Here is a 19,043-nt window from a genome sequence, read left to right on the forward strand (position 1 = left end):
ACAGAACCCGGCCGATACCCGAGCATCGCACGCCTACCCACCGCCCACGGTCCCTCGGATGGGTGATTGGAGGGGCGTTCTTCTGCCGTCGGCCGGATCGGACTCGTCACTCTCCTTTACGGTGCTCCCTCTGCTCGCCGCCGTTAACGGTGCACCCGCGCGACCCAGTCCGCCGGTGCGGCGATCTCCGCCTTGGTGGGGAGGGTGTTCGGGGAGGTCCACACCCGGTTGAAGCCGTCCATGCCGACCTCGCCCACCACCGCCCGGACGAACTTCTCGCCGTCCCGGTACTGGCGCAGCTTGGCGTCCAGGCCGAGCAGTTTGCGCAGGGCCAGGTCGAGCCGGGACGCGCCGCGCGCCCGGCGCTGCTGGAACTTCTCGCGGATCTCGGCCACCGACGGCACGACCTGCGGCCCGACGCCGTCCATCACGTAGTCCGCGTGCCCTTCGAGGAGCGACATGACGGCCGTCAGCCGACCCAGGATCTCGCGCTGCTCGGGCGTCTGGACGAGCTCGACCAGGGAGCGGCCCTCGTCCTCCTCGCCCTCGGGGCGGGCCCCCACGAGCGTCTGGGCGGCCTCGCGCAGCCGCTCCAGCACGGTGGCCGGATCGACGTCGGTGGCGTTCAGGAATGACTGGATCTCGCCCTGCAGATGGTCGCGCAGCCACGGCACGCCGGTGAACTGCGTGCGGTGGGTCTCCTCGTGCAGGCTCACCCAGAGCCGGAAGTCGTGCGGGGCCACGTCCAGCTCGCGCTCGACGTGGACGATGTTCGGCGCGACGAGCAGCAGCCGCCCGCCGCCGTTCTCCCCCGCGGGCAGCTCGCGCGTGGCCGGGGCGAAGGTCTCGTACTGGCCGAGCACCCGGGAGGCCAGGAACGACAGCAGCATGCCGAGCTCGACGCCGGTCACCTTGCCGCCCACCGCGCCCAGCACGGCCCCGCCCGGAGAGGTGGAGCGGCGCTCCCGCATCTTCTCCAGCAGGGGTTTGAGCAGTTCGCGGAAGCCCGCGACGTTCGCCCTGATCCAGCCCGGCCGGTCGACGACCAGGATCGGGGTGTCCTCCGGCCGGTGGCCCTCGGGGATCATCCGGGTGTACGCCCGGACGTGCTCCTCCGACGCCTTCGCGTGCCGCCGCAGCTCGGCGACGACCGCCCGCGCCTCCTCGCGGCTCACCTCGGGCCCGGGGCGTACCAGCCGGGTCGCGGTCGCCACCGCGAGGTTCCAGTCGACCATCTCCGCACCACCGATGCTCGTCATGCGTCAACCGTACGTGCTCGGCCGCGTGGAGGGTGAGGGATGGGACGGCACCCTTCCGAGCCGCTCGCCGGACCCGTCAGCGGGTCAGCGCGGCGGCGAGGCGGTCCAGGGCGGGCTGGGCGGCGTGCGCGGACGGGGTCTCGCCGGCGAGAAACGCGAAGGCGAGGAGTCGTCCGTTCGCGGTCACCACCGTCCCGGCGAGGGAGTTCACGCCGGTCAGGGTGCCGGTCTTGGCGCGGATCAGCCCGGCGCCCGGGGAGCCGTCGGCGTAACGGTCCTTCAGGGTGCCGCTGAAGCCGCCGACCGGGAGGCCCGTGAGGACGGGGCGCAGCTCGGGGCGGGTGGGGTCGGCGGCGCGGGAGAGGAGGGCGGTCAGGAGCGCGGCGGAGACCTTGTCGCGCCGGTCGAGGCCGCTGCCGTCGGCGAACCGCGCGCCCGCGAGCGGGACGCCGAGCTTGTCGAGCCGCTCGCGGACGGCGCGGCCGGCGCCGTCGAAGCTGGCGGGCTTTCCGGTGGCGAGGGCGGTGTGGCGGGCGAGGGCCTCGGCGAGGTCGTTGTCGCTGTGGGTCAGGGTGTGCTCGACCAGCGCGGCGAGCGGCCGGGAGTAGGTCTTCGCGACCGGGGTGGCCTTCTTGGGCGCCTTGGCGCGGGCGGGTGCCCCCTCACCGGTGACGTCCAGGTCGGCGAGGAGCCCGGCGAAGGCGCGGGCGGTGTCCCCCGCCGGGTCGGCGGAGCGGGGCGCGGGGCCGGTGGCGGTGGCGCCCTCGGCCCGGCCCTCGTCCGTCATCAGAGGCGTCACCGCGGCGATGTTGTCGTTGACGCCGATGGGGTGGCGCTCCGGGCCGGAGTAGAGGGAGGTGTCGTAGGTGAGCCGGACGGTGGTGATGCCGCGGTCACGCAGGGCGCGGGCGGTGTCCCGCGCGAGGGCGCCGAGCCGTTTCGCGTCGAGCGTCGGGTCGCCGCCGCCGACCAGGGTGACGGTCCGGAAGTCCTGCGAGGCGACCACGGTGGTGGGGATGCGGTGGTCCGGGCCGAGGGCGGAGAGCGCGGCGGCCGCGGTGGCGATCTTGACGGTGGAGGCGGGCGTCATCGGGGCCACGGCCCCGTTCCCGTACAGCTGCTCCCCGGTGGCGACGTCCACGACCGCCGCCGTACGCAGCGGCCCCAGGTCCGGGGAGGCGAGCAGCGGCTCCAGGGCGGCCGCGAGGGCGGTGCGCGCGGTGGCGGGCGGCAGGGCGGCGCCCTTGTCGCGCGCGGCCGGGACCGCGAGGGCGGTGAGGACGCCGGGGGCGCTCGGGGCGGGCGCGGGGGCCTCGGGCCGGTCGGCGTGGTCCGGGCGGGCGGCCGGGCCTCCGGGGGCGGCCGCACCGTGATCTGCGCCACCCGCGCGGGCCCCGGCGGCGGCGCGGGCGCGCTCCGCCGTACGCTGACCCGAGTCCCAGGGACCGGCGAGGCCCGCCGCGCCGGCCGAGAGGACGAGGCCGAGCAGGGCCGAGCCGGCGGCGAGCTGCAAGACCTTCGGCTCCGGCACGGCCGACCAGCCCCTTTCGCAAGCACTCAGTAGCGTGAGGGACACTTAATCACTGAGCTGTGCCGTGAGCACGGCACCCCCGCTTTGTGTTGATCTTGGAGGAGCCACCCGTGGAGTTCGACGTCACCATCGAGATCCCGAAGGGGTCGCGGAACAAGTACGAGGTGGACCACGAGACCGGTCGTATCCGACTGGACCGCCACCTCTTCACGTCGACCGTCTACCCGGCCGACTACGGCTTCGTCGAGGGCACCCTCGGCGAGGACGGCGACCCGCTGGACGCGCTGGTCATCCTGGACGAGCCGACCTTCCCGGGTGTCCTGGTCAAGTGCCGCGCCATCGGCATGTTCCGCATGACGGACGAGGCGGGCGGCGACGACAAGCTGCTGTGCGTGCCGGCCTCCGACCCGCGCATGGAGCACCTGCGGGACATCCACCACGTGTCCGAGTTCGACCGCCTGGAGATCCAGCACTTCTTCGAGGTCTACAAGGACCTGGAGCCCGGCAAGTCGGTCGAGGGCGCCAACTGGGTCGGCCGCGCCGAGGCCGAGGCCGAGATCGAGGCCTCCATCAAGCGCCTGGAGGCGCAGGGCGGCGCTCACTGAGCCCCGTACCCCACGCGGTACGCGCACGGGCGGTGCACCTTCACGGGTGCGCCGCCCATCGTGCGTTCGCGCCCTTGCTCATGCGCATACTGGGCAGACGGGTCGGATGGGAGTGAGGGACAGGGCTGTGGCGGCGGAGGAAGCGGGTGTTCCGGAGGACCGGAAGCCTCAGTCGGACGAGGCGCGCAGCGCCTTCACTCCGCCACCGGGGGTGGAGCAGCCCGTCGTGCCCGAGGAGGACCAGCCGACCTCGGAGTTCGCCGTTCCGCAGGGCCTGGCGCCGGAGACGCCGGCGGAGCCGGAGGGCTCCGCGTTCGCCCCGCCCTCCACGTACGGGGCGAAGCACTCGCCGCCCGCGTTCACCCCCGCACACGGCTTCCCGGAGGTGAAGCTGGCGCGGGACGCGCCCTGGCAGGACCGGATGCGCACCATGCTGCGGATGCCGGTGAGCGAGCGGCCGGTGCCGGAGACGGCGCAGCGGCACGAGGAGGTCCGCCCGGCGGTACCGCGCGTGCTCGACCTGACGCTGCGCATCGGCGAGCTGCTGCTCGCGGGCGGCGAGGGCGCGGAGGACGTCGAGGCGGCGATGTTCGCGATCGGCCGGGCGTACGGTCTCGACCGCTGCGAGCCGACCGTGACCTTCACGCTGCTGACGATCACGTACCAGCCCTCGCTGGTGGACGACCCGGTGACGGCGAACCGGACCGTGCGGCGGCGCGGCACCGACTACACGCGGCTGGCGGCGGTGTACGCGCTCGTCGCCGACATCAACGCCGAGGACTACGACGTCACGCTGGAGGAGGCCTACCGGCGCCTCGCGGAGATCCGGCGCAACCGGCACCCGTATCCGGGGTGGGTCCTGACGCTGGCGGCGGGGCTGCTGGCCGGGGCGGCGTCGATGCTGCTCGGCGGTGACATGGCCGTCTTCGCGGTGGCGGCGGCGGGCGCGATGCTCGGCGACCGGCTGGCGTGGCTGTGCGCGGGGCGCGGGCTGCCGGAGTTCTACCAGTTCGCGGTGGCGGCGGTGCCGCCGGCGGCGCTGGGTGTGGTGGTGAGCCTGCTGCACGCGGGGCTCCAGCCGAACGCCGTGATCACCGGTGGGCTGTTCGCGCTGATCCCGGGGCGGGCGCTGGTGGCGGCCGTCCAGGACGGCCTGACCGGCTTCTACATCACCGCCTCGGCGCGGCTGCTGGAGGTGGCGTACTTCTTCGTCGCCATCGTGGTGGGCGTGCTGACCGTGCTGTACGTGGGCGTGCAGTTCTTCCAGGCGAAGCTGAACCCCGAGGGGGCGCTCCAGGCGGTGGAGCGGCCGTGGACGCAGATCCTGGCGGCGGTGCTGCTGTCGGTGACCTTCGCGGTGCTGCTGCAGCAGGATCGTTCCACCGTGCTCTTCGTGGCGCTCAACGGCGGTGTCGCGTGGGTGGTGTACGCGTCGATCGCGGTGACCGCGGACGGGCCGACGGTCCTCGCGACGGCGGTCGCGGCGGGGCTGGTGGGCCTCTTCGGGCAGCTGTTCGCGCGGTACGAGCACACCTCGTCGATGCCGTACGTGACGGCCGCGATCGGGCCACTGCTGCCGGGCTCCGCGACGTACCTGGGCGTGCTCAACATCGCGCAGAACAACCTGGACGCCGGCTTCGCGTCGCTGGCGCGGGCGGCGGCGCTCGCGCTGGCGATCGCGATCGGGGTGAACCTCGGGGGCGAGATGGCGCGCATGTTCATCCGCGCGCCGGGGTCGGCGGCGGCCCGGCGCGCGGCGAAGCGGACGCGCGGCTTCTGACCCCGGATCCCCCTCGGGGGGCCTCAGGCCGCGCGCGGCTTCTGGAAGCCCGGGCTCCCCTGGGGCATCACGCCGGTGCGGCGCAGGACGGCGTACCCGACGCCGAGGCCGATGGCGACCGGCCATTCGAGGACGTCCGCCACGCCGAGCACGCCGAGGCCCACGTAGACCGGGAGGCCCCGCTTGGCGGGGAGGACCTGGCGGGCGACCGCCACCGGGAGCATGGCCGCGTTGGCGGCGCCGCTCGCGACGCGGTCGAAGGACGGCATCGACGGCACGGTGAAGGTGACCGTGCGCCCGCCACCGCCGCCGGCCGAGGTCTTCGCGGGCGTCTCGGGCGCCTCGGTGGCGGTCTGCCGCTCCTTGGGGGGTTCCGCGGCCACCTTCTTGGCGCGTGCGGTCGAGCGCGACTTCGCCGTGGCGGATTTCGTCGCACCGGCGGACTTCGTCGTACCGGACTTCGTCGAGGAAGAGCGCTTACGAGGCGTTGAAGATGTGGCCACAGGTCTCACATCCACACTTCTGGTATGGGCAGTTTGTCTATATTTAGGGTAGCCATTTCGGGACGGTTGAATCGGAATGACGGACGGACCTAACGGACCGGAGGCACTGCCCATGTCACCGTTGCCCAGCCCGCACCTGTGGTCCCCCGGTCTGCTCGCGCCGGTGGCGTCGGGTGTGACGTACGGAGTCGCCGCCGGGGTCCGCGGTGCCGCCGATGTCGCCGGCCGGCTGATCGGCCTGCCGCAGCGCGACGTGTGGTGGCGGCCCGGCCGCTGCTACATCGAGGTCCACGGGGTGCACGGCGTCGGCGGCGAGCGGGTCGCCGCCCGGGTGGAGCGGGCCCTGGAGGGCCACCCCGGCGTCCTGTGGGCGCGGGTGAACGCCCCCTCCGAGCGCGTGGTCGTGGCCGTCTCCGCGCCGCCGCCCGCCGAGCGCGAGCTGGTCGCGCTGGTCAAACAGGCGGAGGGCGACACGCACCCGGAGGAGTTCGACGAGTGGTGCCCCGAACCGCACCACCCCAGCGAGGGCCCCCGGACCCGCCAGTCGGTCCCCGCCCTGGCGGCGGACACCGTGGGGCTCGGCATCGCCGCCGTACGGCAGCTCACGCCCTGGATCCGGCTGCCGCCCGAGGTGGCGGCCGTCTTCGGCGCCCTCCAGCACCACCCGAAGCTGCGCCACCTGGTCGCCGACCTCAGCAGTCCCGAACAGGCCGAGTCCGTCCTGCCCGTGGTGAGCGCCCTGGCGCAGGGCGTCGCCACCCGGGGCGGCGGGCTCGCCCTGGATGTCTTCGAGCGGGTCGCCCAGTGGCGGGAGGCCACCGCCGAGCGCAAGGCGTGGGCCGACGCCGAACCGGACCTGGTCCGGGGCCCGGAGGACGCGCAGGCGGATCCGCTCGTCGTGGACCGCGCCGGCCCGACGCCCAAGGACTCGGTCGACCGGTACGCCGAGCGGGCCATGATCGCCGGGCTGGCGGCCGGAGCGCTCACGGTGCCGTTCGCCGGGCTGCGCCGGGGGCTGGCCGTCGCGCTCTCCGCCGTGCCGAAGGCGCCGGAGGCCGGGCGCGAGGGCTTCGCGACCAGCCTGGGCCGGGCCCTGGCGCTGCGGGGCGTGGTCACCATGGACCGCAGCGCCCTGCGGCGGCTCGGCCAGGTGGACACCGTCGTCCTGGAGGAGGACGCCCTGCGCAGCGAACAGTACGAGCCGGTCGACCTGGAGCTGCTCAGCGGCGCGGACCCGGAGGCGACGGCCGGGCGGCTGTTCGCGCTCTTCGACGCGGACGCGCCGCTCAAGGCCGTACGCGACGACGACGGCTGGGTGCTGGGCCCGCTGGACGAACTCGACCTCACCGGCCGTACCGGCAGGCAGGCCGACGCCCGGCTGCGCCGCCGGGGCGCCGAGCGCACGCTGGGCCTGGCCAAGGGCCGCCGCCTCCAGGCGGTCGCCGGGCTCGGTACGCAGACGGCGCCCGGCGCCGAGGCGGTCGCGGCGGCGGCCCGCCGGGCGGGCGCCCGGGTGGTGCTGGCCACCGACCGCGAGGCACCGGCGTTCACCTTCGCCGACGCCGTGGTCCCGGCGGGCAAGCGCCTGGTGGCGTCCGTACGCGGCCTCCAGGCCGACGGCGCGGTCGTGCTGCTGGTCTCCGGCAACCGGCGCGCGCTCGGGGCCGCCGACTGCGGCGTCGGCGTGCACCGGGACGGCGAGCCGCCCGCCTGGGGCGCGCACCTGATCGTCGGATCCGACCTCGAATCGGCCGGGATCATCGTGGACGCCGTCGGCATGGCCGCGCGGGTGGACCGCGACAGCGCCGTGCTCGCCGCCGGCGGCAGCGGCGTCGGCGCGGTCGCCGCGCTGCAGGGGCCGCCCGCGCAGGCCACCGCGCGGGGCATGACGGCCGGCACCACGGCCGCGAGCGTGGCGTTCTGCCTCGGGAGCTGGCGCGCCCACCAGCTGCTCTCCCGGCCCCTCGCGCCCCCCGTGACCACCGTGCCGTGGCACCTGATGCCCACCGAGCGGGTCCTGGAGCGGCTGAACACCACCACCGAGGGACTTGAGCCCGACGAGGCGGCCGACCGCAGCGGCGGTCCGCGCGGCGGCAACGAGCCCGCGCGCCTGACCCTCCCGTCGGCCTTCATCGAGGAACTGTCCAACCCGCTGACGCCGGTCCTCGCCGGTGGCGCCGCGCTCGCCACCGCCGTCGGCTCGCGCACCGACGCCATGCTGGTGGCCGCCATCACCGGCACCTCCGCCCTGATCGGCGGCTTCCAGCGGGTGCGGACCGAGCGCGCCCTCGCCGAGCTGTTCCGCCGCTCCGCGATCGGCGCGCGCGTACGCCGCGGCGGCAAGGAGCGGCTGGTGACCGCCGGTGACCTGGTGGAGGGCGACGTCATCCTGCTGCGGCCCGAGGACGTCGTACCGGCGGACTGCCGGCTGCTGGAGGCCGAGGGGCTGGAGGTCGACGAGTCGTCGCTGACCGGTGAGTCGCTCGCGGTCCACAAGGACCCGGCACCGGTGGTCGCCACGGACCTCACCGGCCGCCGTTCCATGGTCTACGAGGGCACCACCGTCTCCTCCGGGCGGGGCGTGGCGGTCGTGGTCGCGACCGGCTCCAGCACCGAGGTGGGGCGCAGCCTCGCCACCGCGCGGCAGGCCGCCCCCGAGACCGGCGTGGAGGCGCGGCTCGCCTCCCTCACCCGTACGAGCCTGCCCATCGCGCTCGGGTCGGCGACCGCGGTCGCGGCGGCGGGCCTGGTGCACGGGCGGCCGCTCGCGGACAACCTCGCCTCCGCCGTGAACCTCGCCGTCGCCTCCGTACCGGAGGGGCTGCCCTTCCTGGTGAACGCCGCCCAGCTGGCCGCGGCGCGGCGGCTCGCGGACGTCGGGGCGCTGGTGCGCAACCCGCGCACCATCGAGGCGCTCGGCCGCGCCGACGTGCTGTGCTTCGACAAGACTGGCACGCTCACGGAGGGCAAGCTCCAGCTGGCGGGCGTCAGCGACGGCGAGAGCACCCTGGCGCCGGACCGGCTGGACGCCCGGCGCAAGGACGTCCTCGCCGCCGCGCTGCGGGCCACCCCGCCCGCCCGGCAGTCCGAGCCGATGGCCCACCAGACCGACCGCGCCGTGACGGCCGGCGCGCGCACCGGGAAGGTGACCGTACGGCACGGGGCCGCGCGCTGGCGGCGGCAGGACACGCTGCCGTTCGAGCCGTCGCGGGCGTACCACGCGACCACGGGCCGGACCACGCACGGCCTGCTGCTCAGCGTGAAGGGCGCGCCCGAGAACGTCCTGGAGCGGTGCGACCGCCGCCGCGGCCCGGACGGCGAGAGCCCGCTCGACGAGGCGGGGCACGCGGCGCTGACCGCCGAGGCGGAGCAGCTCGCGGGCGCCGGGCGGCGGGTGCTCGCGGTGGCGGAGCGGCGGATGGGCGAGGACGAGGACCTCACCGACGACAGCGTGCGGGAGCTCGTGTTCCTCGGCTTCCTCACGCTGGCGGACCCGGTACGGGCCGGGGCCGCGCCCGCGACGGCGCGGCTGCGGGAGGCGGGCGTGCACACGGTGATGCTGACCGGCGACCACCCGGCCACCGCCGACGCCATCGCGTCCACGATCAGCGACGTCACCGACCCGAAGGTCTGCACCGGCGCCGAGCTGGACGAGCTCGACGACGACGCGCTCGACGAGCTGCTGCCCACGGTGGACGTCATCGCGCGGTGCAGCCCGCACCACAAGGTGCGGATCGTCCAGGCCTACCAGCGGGTGGGGCGGGTCGTCGCGATGACCGGCGACGGCGCGAACGACGCGCCCGCCATCCGGCTCGCCGACATCGGCATCGCGCTGGGGCGGCGCGGCACGCCCGCCGCGACCGCCGCCGCGGACCTGGTGGTGGGCGACGACCGGCTGGAGACGATCGTCGAGGCGCTGATGGAGGGCCGCGCCATGTGGGCGTCGGTCCGGGCCGCGCTCGGCATCCTCATCGGCGGCAACCTCGGCGAGGTCACCTTCAGCGTGCTGATCTCCACGCTGACCGGCTCCACGCCGCTGAACGCCCGCCAGATCATGCTCGTGAACCTGCTGACCGACCTGGCGCCCTCGCTGGCCATCGCGGTGCGCGAACCCGCCGGCCAGAACGCCGAGCGCCTGATGTCGGAGGGGCCGAGCCGCTCGCTCGGCAGCGCCCTGACCAACGAGATGCTGCTGCGCGGGGCCATCACCGCGACCGGCGCGGGGCTGGCGTGGACCGGGGCCCGCCTCACCGGGCGCGGGAAGCGGGCCAGTACGGTCGCGCTGGCCGCGGTCGTCGGTACGCAGCTGGCGCAGACGCTCGCGACGGGCGGGCTCGACCGGAACGTGCTGGCGGCGAGCCTGGGGTCGGCGGCGGTGCTGGCCGCCGTCATCCAGACGCCGGGCGTGAGCCAGTTCTTCGGCTGTACGCCGCTGGGGCCGGTCGCCTGGGGCATCGCGCTGAGCGCGATCGCCACGGCGACGGCGCTGGGGATGGTGCTGGCCCCGCTCGTACGGGAGCGGTGAGGCCCCGGCGCCGCGCCGGCGGGGTCAGCGCTTGGCGTGGCGGCCGCGCGGGGCCGGGGGCAGGGCGCCCTCCTGCCCGTCGGCGACGGCCTGCTCGTTGCGGGCCTTCTTGCCCTGGGAGCGGGCCCGCAGGTACTCGATGACGATCGGGACGACCGAGATCAGCACGATCAGCACGAGGATCTTCTCGATGTGCTGGTGCACGAACTCGATCTTGCCGAGGGAGGCGCCGAGGAGCGTCACACCGGCGCCCCACAGGACGCCGCCGATGATGTTGAAGGTGATGAACGAGCGGTAGTTCATCCGGCTCACACCGGCGATGATCGGCGTGAACGTCCGCACGATCGGCACGAAGCGGGCCAGGATCAGCGACTTGGGGCCGTGCTTCTCGAAGAACTCGTGCGCCTTCTCGACGTTCTCCTGCTTGAAGAGCCGGGAGTCGGGCCGCTTGAAGAGCGCGGGGCCGACCTTGCGGCCGAAGAGGTATCCCACCTGGTCGCCGATGATGGCGGCGGCCACGATGAGCGTGCACACCAGCCACAGCGGGGTGTCGAGCTTGCCGGTGGTCACCAGCAGGCCGGTGGTGAACAGCAGGGAGTCACCCGGCAGGAAGAAGCCGATGAGAAGGCCGGACTCGGCGAAGACGATGACCAGGACGCCGATCAGACCGAAGGTCTGGATCAAATAGTCCGGGTCCAGCCAGCTCGGTCCGAGCGCAAGCGTATTCACGGTTCCGGGGCTCCTGGGTCGGTGGGCGGGACGGCTGCCCAAAGCTATCAACGCTTCCGGCCCCCGTCCCGGTTCCACCGCCCCCCCAAGGTCGCTCCCGCGCCTACACGGACTGCTCGCGGTACTCCCGGGTGTCGACGATCAGGGTGCCGTCGTGCTGCTCGTAGTGGGAGAGGGCGAGGCCGAGGCCGAAGAAGGTGGGTGCCCATTCACCGACGAATATGCCCCACCGGTCGGCGCGGGCGAGCCCCGTCCCGGGCTCCATGTTGAGGGACGCGGCCCAGCTGGCGACGGAGAGGCCGATGGAGGCGAAGGCGGCCAGGTAGGCGTGTTCGCTGCGTACGCCCATGTCGTGCAGCTTCCTGATGACCATGGTGACTCCTTTCCGGCGGTACCGAGGGTGGTACCGATGGCCGTAGCCGACGAGGTGCCCAAAACGGAGGAAGCCATTCCGGTTGTTGCCCCGCCTCTCGCCGGTGGGTCGTCACGCGCGCCCGCGACGGCCGGCCGCGGGCGCGCGTGACGGGTCACCCCTGCCGGGCGGCGTTCGCCACGATGGCCTCGCGGAGGTGGGCCGCGAAGCCCGGCGTCATGGCGTCGAAGTAGGCCGTGAACCGCTCGTCCGTGACGTACATCTCCGCCAGGCACTGGTGCATCTCGTGCGAGCACGCGTAGTGCCACCGCTCGATCTGCCGCCGGTGCTCCTCCGCCAGGTCCATCGCGCGCTCACCCGTCGGCGGCTCGCCCTCCGCCATCAGGGCCTGGTAGCGGGCGCCCCAGTCGGCGTTCTCGTCCTGCATGCGCTGCCAGTCCGCCTTGGTGTAGCGGGCGGCGCGGCGCTGCGACTCGCGGTACGCGTCCGTGTCGCCCCAGCGCTGCTCGACCTCCTCGGCGTACTGCTCCGGATCGTGGTCCCCGAAGACCTCGAACTTCTCCTCGGGCGTGAGGTTGATGCCCATCTTCCTCGCCTCCATGGCGTGCTCGACGGCCTCGGCCATCCTCGTCAGCTCGGCGATCCGCGCGGTCAGCAGCTCGTGCTGGCGCCGCAGGTGCTCCCGCGGGTCCGCGTCGGGGTCGTCGAGGAGGGCCGCGACCTGCTCGAGCGGGAAGCCCAGCTCCCGGTAGAACATGATCTGCTGCAGCCGGTCGAGGTCGGCGTCGTCGTAACGCCGGTGCCCCGCGTGGCTGCGGCCGCTCGGGGAGAGCAGCCCGATCTCGTCGTAGTGGTGCAGCGTGCGCACCGTCACCCCGGCGAAACCGGCGACCTGTCCCACGGAGTAGCTCATCGCTTCCCGCTCCCTCGCTGAATCGGTACGTCCCTCAGCCTCGGGGCTCACGCGACGTGAGGTGCAAGTCCTGATCCGGGAGGACGCCGATGAAGGGCGGTCCCTCGCCCGCGAAGGTGTACGCGCCCTGCTCGATCCGCTCGATCAGGCCGCGGGTCCACGCGGCCCCCGCGACCGCCGAGTGCACCCAGAGGTTCATGATCTCGCCGATGTGGCCCAGCGCCTCGGGCCCCTCCTCCGGGGTGTAGCGCTCCAGGACGTCGGCCTTCCAGCGCTCGATGGCGGCCAGCCGCTGCCGCAGCAGCGCGACCGCCTCCTCGCGCGGCAGGTCGACGATGAAGCCGACCGCCGCGGAGAGGACGTCCGTCTTCTGGTCGTACGAGGTCAGCGACGCGCGCAGCAGCGCGAAGAACTCCTCGGTGCCCTTCTCGGTGATCTCGTACTCGGTGCGCGGCGGGCCGCCGGCCGTGCTGGGCGCCGTCTCGTACGCGCGCAGCATCCCCTGCTTCGCCAGCTGCTTGAGCGCGTGGTAGATCGAGCCGGGCTTGGCGTGGGACCACTCGTGGGCGCCCCAGTACTCCAGGTCGTTGCGTACCTGGTAGCCGTGCGCCCGCCCGTGCTGGCGCACGGCCCCGAGGACGAGCAGCCGGATCGGTGACATCGCGTACACCTCCTAGTCGACCTCGACCAGGCTACGCAGCCGGAGCCGCGGGGATTACGCCTCGCGCTCCATGTCCACCAGCTCGAACGCCGTCTTCCCGTCCAGCGACTCCCGGATGATGTCGGCGTGACCCGCGTGCCGGGCGATCTCCTCCACCAGGTGCAGCGCCATCCAGCGCATCGACACCCGCCCGTCCTTCGGGAACCAGGGCGCCTCCGGCAGCGGGAAGGTGTCGTCCAGGCTCGGCACCGTCCGCAGGAACTCCTCGGTCTCCTTCGCCACCCGGTCCCAGAACGCCAGCACGTCCTCGACGGACTCGTCCTCGACCAGCCGGAAGCTGTCCCCCCAGGTCTCCTGGGTGCGCTGCCGTTCGTTCGGCACCTGCTGGGCCATCCGCAGCCAGGCCAGCTCCGCCTCCGCGACGTGCTTGACCAGCCCCGACAACGACAGCTCACTGGCGCTGGGGCGGGACGCCGCCTGCTCCTCGGTCAGCCCGAGCACCGCGCGCCGGACCCCGCCGCGCTGCGCCTCGATGAAGGCGAGCAGTGCGCCGCGCTCGTCGCCGTGAGCCTCCGCGGGAACGTGAGTGACCATGATCCGTCCGCCTTCCGGCCAGGGGGAGGGGCGCCGGCTGCGCCCCTCCAACACCCGTCACACTACGGTCGGTTGAGGACAGTTCGTGTCCTCTACTCAGAACGGGAACCGGCTGCGGCCGTACTGGATCGAGATCCACTTGTACGTGGTGAACGCGTCCACCGTCGCCTCGCCGTTCAGCCGCCCGACGCCCGAGTGCTTCTCGCCGCCGAACGGCACGATCGGCTCGTCGTGCACGGTGCCGTCGTTGATGTGGATCATGCCGGTGTGGACGCGCTGCGCGAGCCGCACCCCGCGCTCCACATCGCCCGTGTGGACGGCGCCGCTCAGGCCGTACGGGGTGTCGTTGGCGATCCGTACGGCCTCCTCCTCCCCGTCGAAGGGGATGAGGATCGCCACCGGGCCGAAGATCTCCTGGCTCAGGACCGGGGAGTCGGCCGGCAGGCCGGTCAGGACGGTCGGCGCCACGACGTTGCCCTCGACGGTGCCGCGCACCAGCGCGGTCGCACCCGCCTCGACGGTCTGGTCGACGAGCGAGGAGACCGCCTCCGCCTGCGTGGAGTTGATGAGCGGCCCGAGGTGGGTGGCCGGGTCCGCCGGGTCGCCGGCCCTGAGGGTGCGCACCTTGGCGACGAACTTCTCGGTGAACTCCCGCTCCACCGACCGGTCCACCAGGATCCGGTTCGCGGCCATGCAGACCTGCCCCTGGTGCACGAAGCGGCTGAAGACCGCCGCGTCCACGGCGTAGTCGACGTCCGCGTCGTCCAGGACGATGAGGGCGCTGTTGCCGCCGAGCTCCAGGACGGACCGCTTGAAGTTCGCGGCGCAGACGGTGGCGACGTGGCGGCCGACCCGGTCGGAACCGGTGAAGGAGATGACCTTGGGCACCGGGTGCTCGATGAGCGCGTCGCCGATCTCGGCGATGTCGGTGATCACGACGTTGAGCAGGCCGGGCGGCAGGCCCGCGTCCTCGAAGACCTTCGCGACCAGGGTGCCGCCGAGGATCGGGGTGTTCTGGTGCGGCTTGAGGACGACCGCGTTGCCGAGCGCGAGGGCCGGGGCGACGGACTTGATCGACAGCAGGAAGGGGAAGTTGAAGGGGCTGATGACGCCCACGACCCCGACCGGGACGCGGTAGAGGCGGTTCTCCTTGCCGTCGACCGGCGACGGCACGATGCGGCCCTCGGGGGCGAGCGCCAGGTGGATCACCTCGCGCAGGAACTCCTTGGCGAGGTGGAGCTCGAAGGCCGCCTTGGTGCGCGTGCCGCCGAGCTCGGCGATGATCGCCTCGGTGATCTCGCCCTCGCGCTCCTCGATGATCCGCAGCGCCCGCTCGAAGACACCGCGGCGCGTGTACGGGTTGGTGTCGGCCCACGCGCGCTGGGCCCGCTCGGCCGCGCGGTAGGCCTGGTCTATCTCGTCGACGGTGGCGACGGTGATGGAGGCGAGCTTCTCCTCGTTGTACGGGTTGAAGTCGATGATGTCCCACGAGCCGCCGCCGGCCCGCCACTCACCGTCTATGTACTGCAGGGCCAGGTCTGTGAAGTACGACATGCCATTCCTTCCGGCAGGCAGGCAGGCGCGTAGGCGTGCGGGCGTGCAGGCTCAGGGGGTGGTCAGTTCCGCTGCGTTGACGCGTCGTCATCGTACTGATGAGTCACGTGAGTTGGAGGAGACCCCTGAGAAGATCCCGGCTCTCCTCCGGCCCCGGGCTGTCCTGATGCAGCCGCCCCATGACCCGCTCGTACTGGGCCACCTCCTCGCGCTTGTCGAGGTACAGCGCGCTCGTCAGCTGCTCCAGGTAGACGATGTCGGAGAGGTCGGACTCGGGGAAGCGCAGCAGGGTGAAGGCGCCGCTCTCGCCCGCGTGGCCGCCGAAGCTGAACGGCATGACCTGGAGGGTGACGTTGGGCCGCTCCGAGACCTCGATCAGGTGCTTGAGCTGGTCGCGCATCACGGCGCGGTCGCCGTACGGGCGGCGCAGGGCGGCCTCGTCGAGAACGGCGTGAAAGTGCGGTGCCCGCTCGGAGACGAGGATCTTCTGCCGCTCCAGGCGCAGCGCGACCCGGCGGTCGATCTCGGCGCGCGGGGCGTCGGGCATGCCGCGCGTGACGACGGCGTGCGCGTACTCCTCGGTCTGCAGCAGGCCGTGCACGAACTGCACCTCGTAGATCCTGATGAGCGAGGCGGCGCTCTCCAGTCCGATGTACGTCTGGAACCAGCCCGGCAGCACGTCGCCGTAACTGTGCCACCAGCCGGCCATGTTGGCCTCGCGGGCGAGCCCGAGGAGCGACTCCCGCTCGGTCTCGTCGGTGACCCCGTAGAGGGTGAGCAGGTCCTCGACATCCCTCGCCTTGAAGCTCACCCGTCCCAACTCCATGCGGCTGATCTTTGATTCGGACGCCCGGATCGAGTAGCCGGCGGCCTCACGGGTGATGCCGCGCGACTCGCGCAGCCGTCGCAGCTGCGAGCCCAGCAGGATGCGCCGCACCACGGAACCGCTCGATTCACTTGCGGTCACGTCTCCAACCCTCCCCATCGCTGATGTGTACGACGGAGCACCCCCGAGCCCCGAGATGCCGGATTCTGCCACCAAACGCTTCAGCGTGTACTCATTCGATTACTGATAGGCGAAGCCCTGACCGTGCGGAGCCCCCGTGACGAGCGCCGAAGTGAAATCCGTCGCCGGAAGATATGGCCAGTAACCGTCACGGGGGTGGACAGGTCGGGCGCGTGCACGTGCATCTGCCCTTGCATCAGGTGGTCGCATTCGGAACCATGGTCCCCGCGCACCTGCGTACTCGTTCGTGTTGTCGCACCACAGCCGCGAATCCCGGGAGTGCCTCGCATGGGGACGAATGGATCGACCATGCTCGAGCCGTTAAGGCAGGGGCTTCCTCCGATCGATGCCGCTTCCGTCTCCACGTCCGCCTCCTGCGCACTGCCGGCCCGCTACGAAGCGGTGCGCGGCGCACGCCAGTTCACCCGGGCGACGCTCGACCAGTGGCACCTGGGCGACCGCTTCGACGACGTCTCGCTCGTCGTCTCGGAACTCGTCACCAACGCGCTGCGGCACGCGCTGCCCGCGGACGCGTCCGGCCGGGACACCGTCTCCCCCGGCGAGTCGCCCTCGGTCCGGCTGCACCTGATGCGCTGGGCGAGCCGGCTGGTGTGCGCGGTCCGCGACCCGAGCCCGGACAGCCCCGCCGCGCGCGAGTCCGCCGAGGACTTCTCGGCCGAGTCGGGCCGGGGCCTGCTCCTGGTCGAGTCCTTCAGCGACAGCTGGGGCTGGCACCCGCTGGCCGGGACGCTGCGCGGGAAGGTGGTCTGGGCGCTGTTCCGGCTCCCGGACACGCCGGCGGGCGGGGCGGGCGCCGCGGGCGCGACCCCGGCGCCGTAACGACCCGCCGTAACGAGGGCGGCACCGCAACGAGGGCGGCGGCTCGGCCGCCGCGCCTCAGCCGCCGACCAGGTGGTCGAACTCCCCGTCCTTCACACCCAGCAACAGCGCCTCTATCTCCGCCGGCGTGTAGACCAGCGCGGGCCCGTCCGGGTGCCGTGAATTGCGTACGGCGACGTCGCCTCCCGGCAGCTTGGCGAACTCCACGCAGGAGCCCTGCGAGTTGCTGTGCCTGCTCTTCTGCCAGACGACCCCGTGAAGCTCTGTGGCCGCCATGCCGTTGTACACGTGGTGCACAGGACGCTCCCCCGAGATACATGGTGCAGGTGTCAACTATGCGCGATCATAGCTTTCTTTCCTGTGCAACTGCATGAGCAGATGCACGTGCACGCCGGGTGGCCCCTCCGTTACAGCCCCCGTCCAGGAGTAGAGACGCGCGAAAGGCCTTTCCGGCTCCCGCACCTGCCCCGGTACGCACACGAAGGCCCCCCGCCGATGGGCGGGGGGCCTGTCACGCGGGCGGCGGGACGTCAGCGCGAGGACGACGAGTACGGCAGCAGCGCCATCTCGCGGGCGTTCTTGACGGCCCGCGCCAGCATCCGCTGCTGCTGGGCCGAGACGCGCGTCACACGCCTGCTGCGGATCTTGCCGCGGTCCGAGATGAACTTCCGCAGCAGATCGGTGTCCTTGTAGTCGATGTACGTGATGCCGTCGCGGTCCAGCGGGTTCGGCCGGTTCTTCGCGGGCTTGCGGTCGGCGGCCGAGCGGCGGGGGGACATGGGGTCAGACCTCCAGGAGGGAGTCGAAGGCGGACGGCAACCGCTGCCAGGCCTCGCGGCCCGCGGCGTACTCCGCGTCGGTGAGCAGGCAGGAGTCGAGGAGCTCGGCGAGCCCCTCGCGGTCCAGGCCCGGCGAGGTGAAGACGAGGTGCTGGCAGCGGTCCCCGTGCTCGGGGTCCCAGTCCAGCGCGGCCGCCGCCCGGCGCACCGGCGGGACCATCTCCCAGGCGGCGTCGGGCAGCGAGGCGAGCCACGGCCCGGCGGGCTCGACGCACAGCGCGCCGCCCGCCGCGTCCCAGGCCAGCAGCGTGTCGGGCCGGTCGGCCAGCCAGAACCGCCCCCGGCTGCGGGCGGCCGCGCAGCACAGGTCCTCCAGCGCCGCGTACAGGCGCCCCGGGTGGAACGGCCGGCGCCGCCGCCACACGTACGTACCGACGCCGTGCGCGTCCGCGTCCTGCGGCAGCAGCGCGCACGCCGGGTGCTGCGCGGCCGCCGCGGCCTCCACGTCGAAGCCGCCCAGCGCGGCCGCCGCCAGGTCGCCCTCCACCGGGACCCGGCGGGCGGTCGGGTGCAACTGGGCGAGGAGCGCGCGGTCCTCGTCGTCGGCCTCGGGGCTGTCGAGGACGGCGAGCACGGGCGCGTACTCCAGCTGGCGCGCCCAGGTGTCGGCGACGGTGCGCTGGTCGGTGGCGGCCGCGGCGAGACCCGCGTCCATCAGGTCGTCGCCGTTGCCGAGGTACGGCAGGAGGAGCGCCGGGTCCACGGCGGTGATGACGGAGGTGACGCGCAGTCCGGCCGCCGCGACCACCTCGGCCATCGCCTTGGGCTCGACCGAGTCCCACAGCTCGACGACCGCGAGCCGGGTGAGCCCGGCGTCCGCGAGCCGCTCCAGCTCCGGCACCAGGTCCTCGCGGAGCGCACAGCAGGCGCAGTCGTTGACCAGCGGCGTCTCGCCCGTCGAGAGCACGCCGGTGGCGTCCCGGACCGTGCGCGTCACCGTGCCCTCGGGCGCCGTCGACAGGTCGTGGTGGAGCGCCACGCTGCCGGGGACGGTGGCGAGCAGCCGCTCCACGGCGGCGGCGCGGGCGTCCGCGTGCAGCCCGCCGACGATCGCGACGGACAGCATCAGCGCGCCCCGCGGCGGCCGTCGGCCCCGTAGCGCTTCTGGAACTTCTCCACGCGCCCGGCCGTGTCCAGCACGCGCGCCTGGCCCGTGTAGAAGGGGTGGCTCGCGGAGGAGATCTCGACGTCGATGACGGGGTAGGTGTTGCCGTCCTCCCACTCGACCGTCTTGTCGCTGGTGGCGGTCGACCGGGTCAGGAAGGCGAAGCCGCCGGCCTTGTCACGGAAGACGACGTGCTCGTACGGGGGGTGGATTCCGGGCTTCATCG

The 19,043-nt window shown here is 73.2% G+C and carries 18 protein-coding genes; 4 read left to right on the plus strand and 14 right to left on the minus strand.

Features of this window, described 5'->3' with window-relative positions:
* Positions 1-143: 143 nt before the first annotated feature.
* Positions 144-1,259, minus strand: coding sequence for a zinc-dependent metalloprotease (locus AC07FJ_RS13290; protein ID WP_479048463.1), 1,116 nt, complete (start codon positions 1,257-1,259; stop codon positions 144-146).
* 76 nt (positions 1,260-1,335) lie between these two features.
* Positions 1,336-2,790: a D-alanyl-D-alanine carboxypeptidase/D-alanyl-D-alanine endopeptidase gene (dacB, locus tag AC07FJ_RS13295; RefSeq protein WP_479048465.1), complete on the minus strand. Its 1,455-nt coding sequence runs from the start codon at positions 2,788-2,790 to the stop codon at positions 1,336-1,338.
* Positions 2,791-2,900: 110 nt separating this feature from the next.
* On the opposite strand from dacB, the gene AC07FJ_RS13300 reads away from it, so the two are divergent.
* Both AC07FJ_RS13300 and AC07FJ_RS13305 read left to right on the plus strand, forming a co-directional pair.
* On the plus strand, positions 2,901-3,395 hold the full coding sequence (locus tag AC07FJ_RS13300) for an inorganic diphosphatase (RefSeq protein ID WP_031077398.1): 495 nt from the start codon (positions 2,901-2,903) through the stop codon (positions 3,393-3,395).
* A 127-nt stretch (positions 3,396-3,522) separates the two neighbouring features.
* Positions 3,523-5,175, plus strand: a complete 1,653-nt coding sequence (locus tag AC07FJ_RS13305) for a threonine/serine exporter family protein (RefSeq protein ID WP_479048468.1) — start codon at positions 3,523-3,525, stop codon at positions 5,173-5,175.
* 23 nt (positions 5,176-5,198) lie between these two features.
* Here AC07FJ_RS13305 and AC07FJ_RS13310 read toward each other — a convergent pair whose 3' ends face one another.
* Positions 5,199-5,558: a hypothetical protein gene (locus AC07FJ_RS13310; protein WP_479048471.1), complete on the minus strand. Its 360-nt coding sequence runs from the start codon at positions 5,556-5,558 to the stop codon at positions 5,199-5,201.
* Between the two features lie 232 nt (positions 5,559-5,790).
* On the opposite strand from AC07FJ_RS13310, the gene AC07FJ_RS13315 reads away from it, so the two are divergent.
* Positions 5,791-10,203, plus strand: coding sequence for a cation-translocating P-type ATPase (locus AC07FJ_RS13315; protein ID WP_479048473.1), 4,413 nt, complete (start codon positions 5,791-5,793; stop codon positions 10,201-10,203).
* Positions 10,204-10,227: 24 nt separating this feature from the next.
* On the opposite strand, the gene AC07FJ_RS13320 is transcribed toward AC07FJ_RS13315, so the two are convergent.
* The 7 genes from AC07FJ_RS13320 to AC07FJ_RS13350 form a co-directional block, all read right to left on the minus strand.
* A complete protein-coding gene (locus tag AC07FJ_RS13320) occupies positions 10,228-10,932 on the minus strand; it encodes a DedA family protein (RefSeq protein WP_479048475.1) in 705 nt (234 codons plus the stop codon).
* 103 nt (positions 10,933-11,035) lie between these two features.
* On the minus strand, positions 11,036-11,305 hold the full coding sequence (locus tag AC07FJ_RS13325; protein ID WP_479048477.1) for a hypothetical protein: 270 nt from the start codon (positions 11,303-11,305) through the stop codon (positions 11,036-11,038).
* A gap of 154 nt (positions 11,306-11,459) precedes the next feature.
* Positions 11,460-12,218, minus strand: a complete 759-nt coding sequence (locus tag AC07FJ_RS13330; protein ID WP_479048480.1) for a MerR family transcriptional regulator — start codon at positions 12,216-12,218, stop codon at positions 11,460-11,462.
* 34 nt (positions 12,219-12,252) lie between these two features.
* Positions 12,253-12,879 (minus strand): PadR family transcriptional regulator, encoded by a 627-nt coding sequence (locus AC07FJ_RS13335; RefSeq protein ID WP_479048482.1) that lies wholly within the window; start codon positions 12,877-12,879, stop codon positions 12,253-12,255.
* A gap of 54 nt (positions 12,880-12,933) precedes the next feature.
* Positions 12,934-13,473 carry a DinB family protein gene (locus tag AC07FJ_RS13340; RefSeq protein WP_479048485.1) on the minus strand — a complete coding sequence of 180 codons (540 nt, stop codon included), beginning with the start codon at positions 13,471-13,473 and terminating at the stop codon, positions 12,934-12,936.
* A gap of 96 nt (positions 13,474-13,569) precedes the next feature.
* Complete coding sequence (locus tag AC07FJ_RS13345) at positions 13,570-15,027, minus strand: aldehyde dehydrogenase family protein (RefSeq protein ID WP_479048487.1); 1,458 nt, start codon at positions 15,025-15,027, stop codon at positions 13,570-13,572.
* A 103-nt stretch (positions 15,028-15,130) separates the two neighbouring features.
* A complete protein-coding gene (locus AC07FJ_RS13350) occupies positions 15,131-16,012 on the minus strand; it encodes a helix-turn-helix domain-containing protein (RefSeq protein WP_479048489.1) in 882 nt (293 codons plus the stop codon).
* A 309-nt stretch (positions 16,013-16,321) separates the two neighbouring features.
* Between AC07FJ_RS13350 and AC07FJ_RS13355 the strand changes: the two genes are divergently transcribed.
* Positions 16,322-16,873, plus strand: coding sequence for an ATP-binding protein (locus tag AC07FJ_RS13355; protein WP_479048492.1), 552 nt, complete (start codon positions 16,322-16,324; stop codon positions 16,871-16,873).
* A 57-nt stretch (positions 16,874-16,930) separates the two neighbouring features.
* Here AC07FJ_RS13355 and AC07FJ_RS13360 read toward each other — a convergent pair whose 3' ends face one another.
* The 4 genes from AC07FJ_RS13360 to AC07FJ_RS13375 form a co-directional block, all read right to left on the minus strand.
* Positions 16,931-17,170, minus strand: a complete 240-nt coding sequence (locus AC07FJ_RS13360) for a DUF397 domain-containing protein (RefSeq protein WP_355363110.1) — start codon at positions 17,168-17,170, stop codon at positions 16,931-16,933.
* Between the two features lie 233 nt (positions 17,171-17,403).
* A complete protein-coding gene (gene rpsR / locus AC07FJ_RS13365) occupies positions 17,404-17,652 on the minus strand; it encodes a 30S ribosomal protein S18 (protein ID WP_361428617.1) in 249 nt (82 codons plus the stop codon).
* Between the two features lie 4 nt (positions 17,653-17,656).
* Positions 17,657-18,778: a CobW family GTP-binding protein gene (locus AC07FJ_RS13370; protein WP_361428619.1), complete on the minus strand. Its 1,122-nt coding sequence runs from the start codon at positions 18,776-18,778 to the stop codon at positions 17,657-17,659.
* On the minus strand, positions 18,778-19,041 hold the full coding sequence (locus AC07FJ_RS13375; RefSeq protein ID WP_479048495.1) for a type B 50S ribosomal protein L31: 264 nt from the start codon (positions 19,039-19,041) through the stop codon (positions 18,778-18,780). The genes AC07FJ_RS13370 and AC07FJ_RS13375 overlap by 1 nt, the downstream gene beginning before the upstream one ends.
* Between the last annotated feature and the right edge of the window lie 2 nt (positions 19,042-19,043).

This window comes from Streptomyces sp. NPDC045998 (assembly GCF_056430285.1).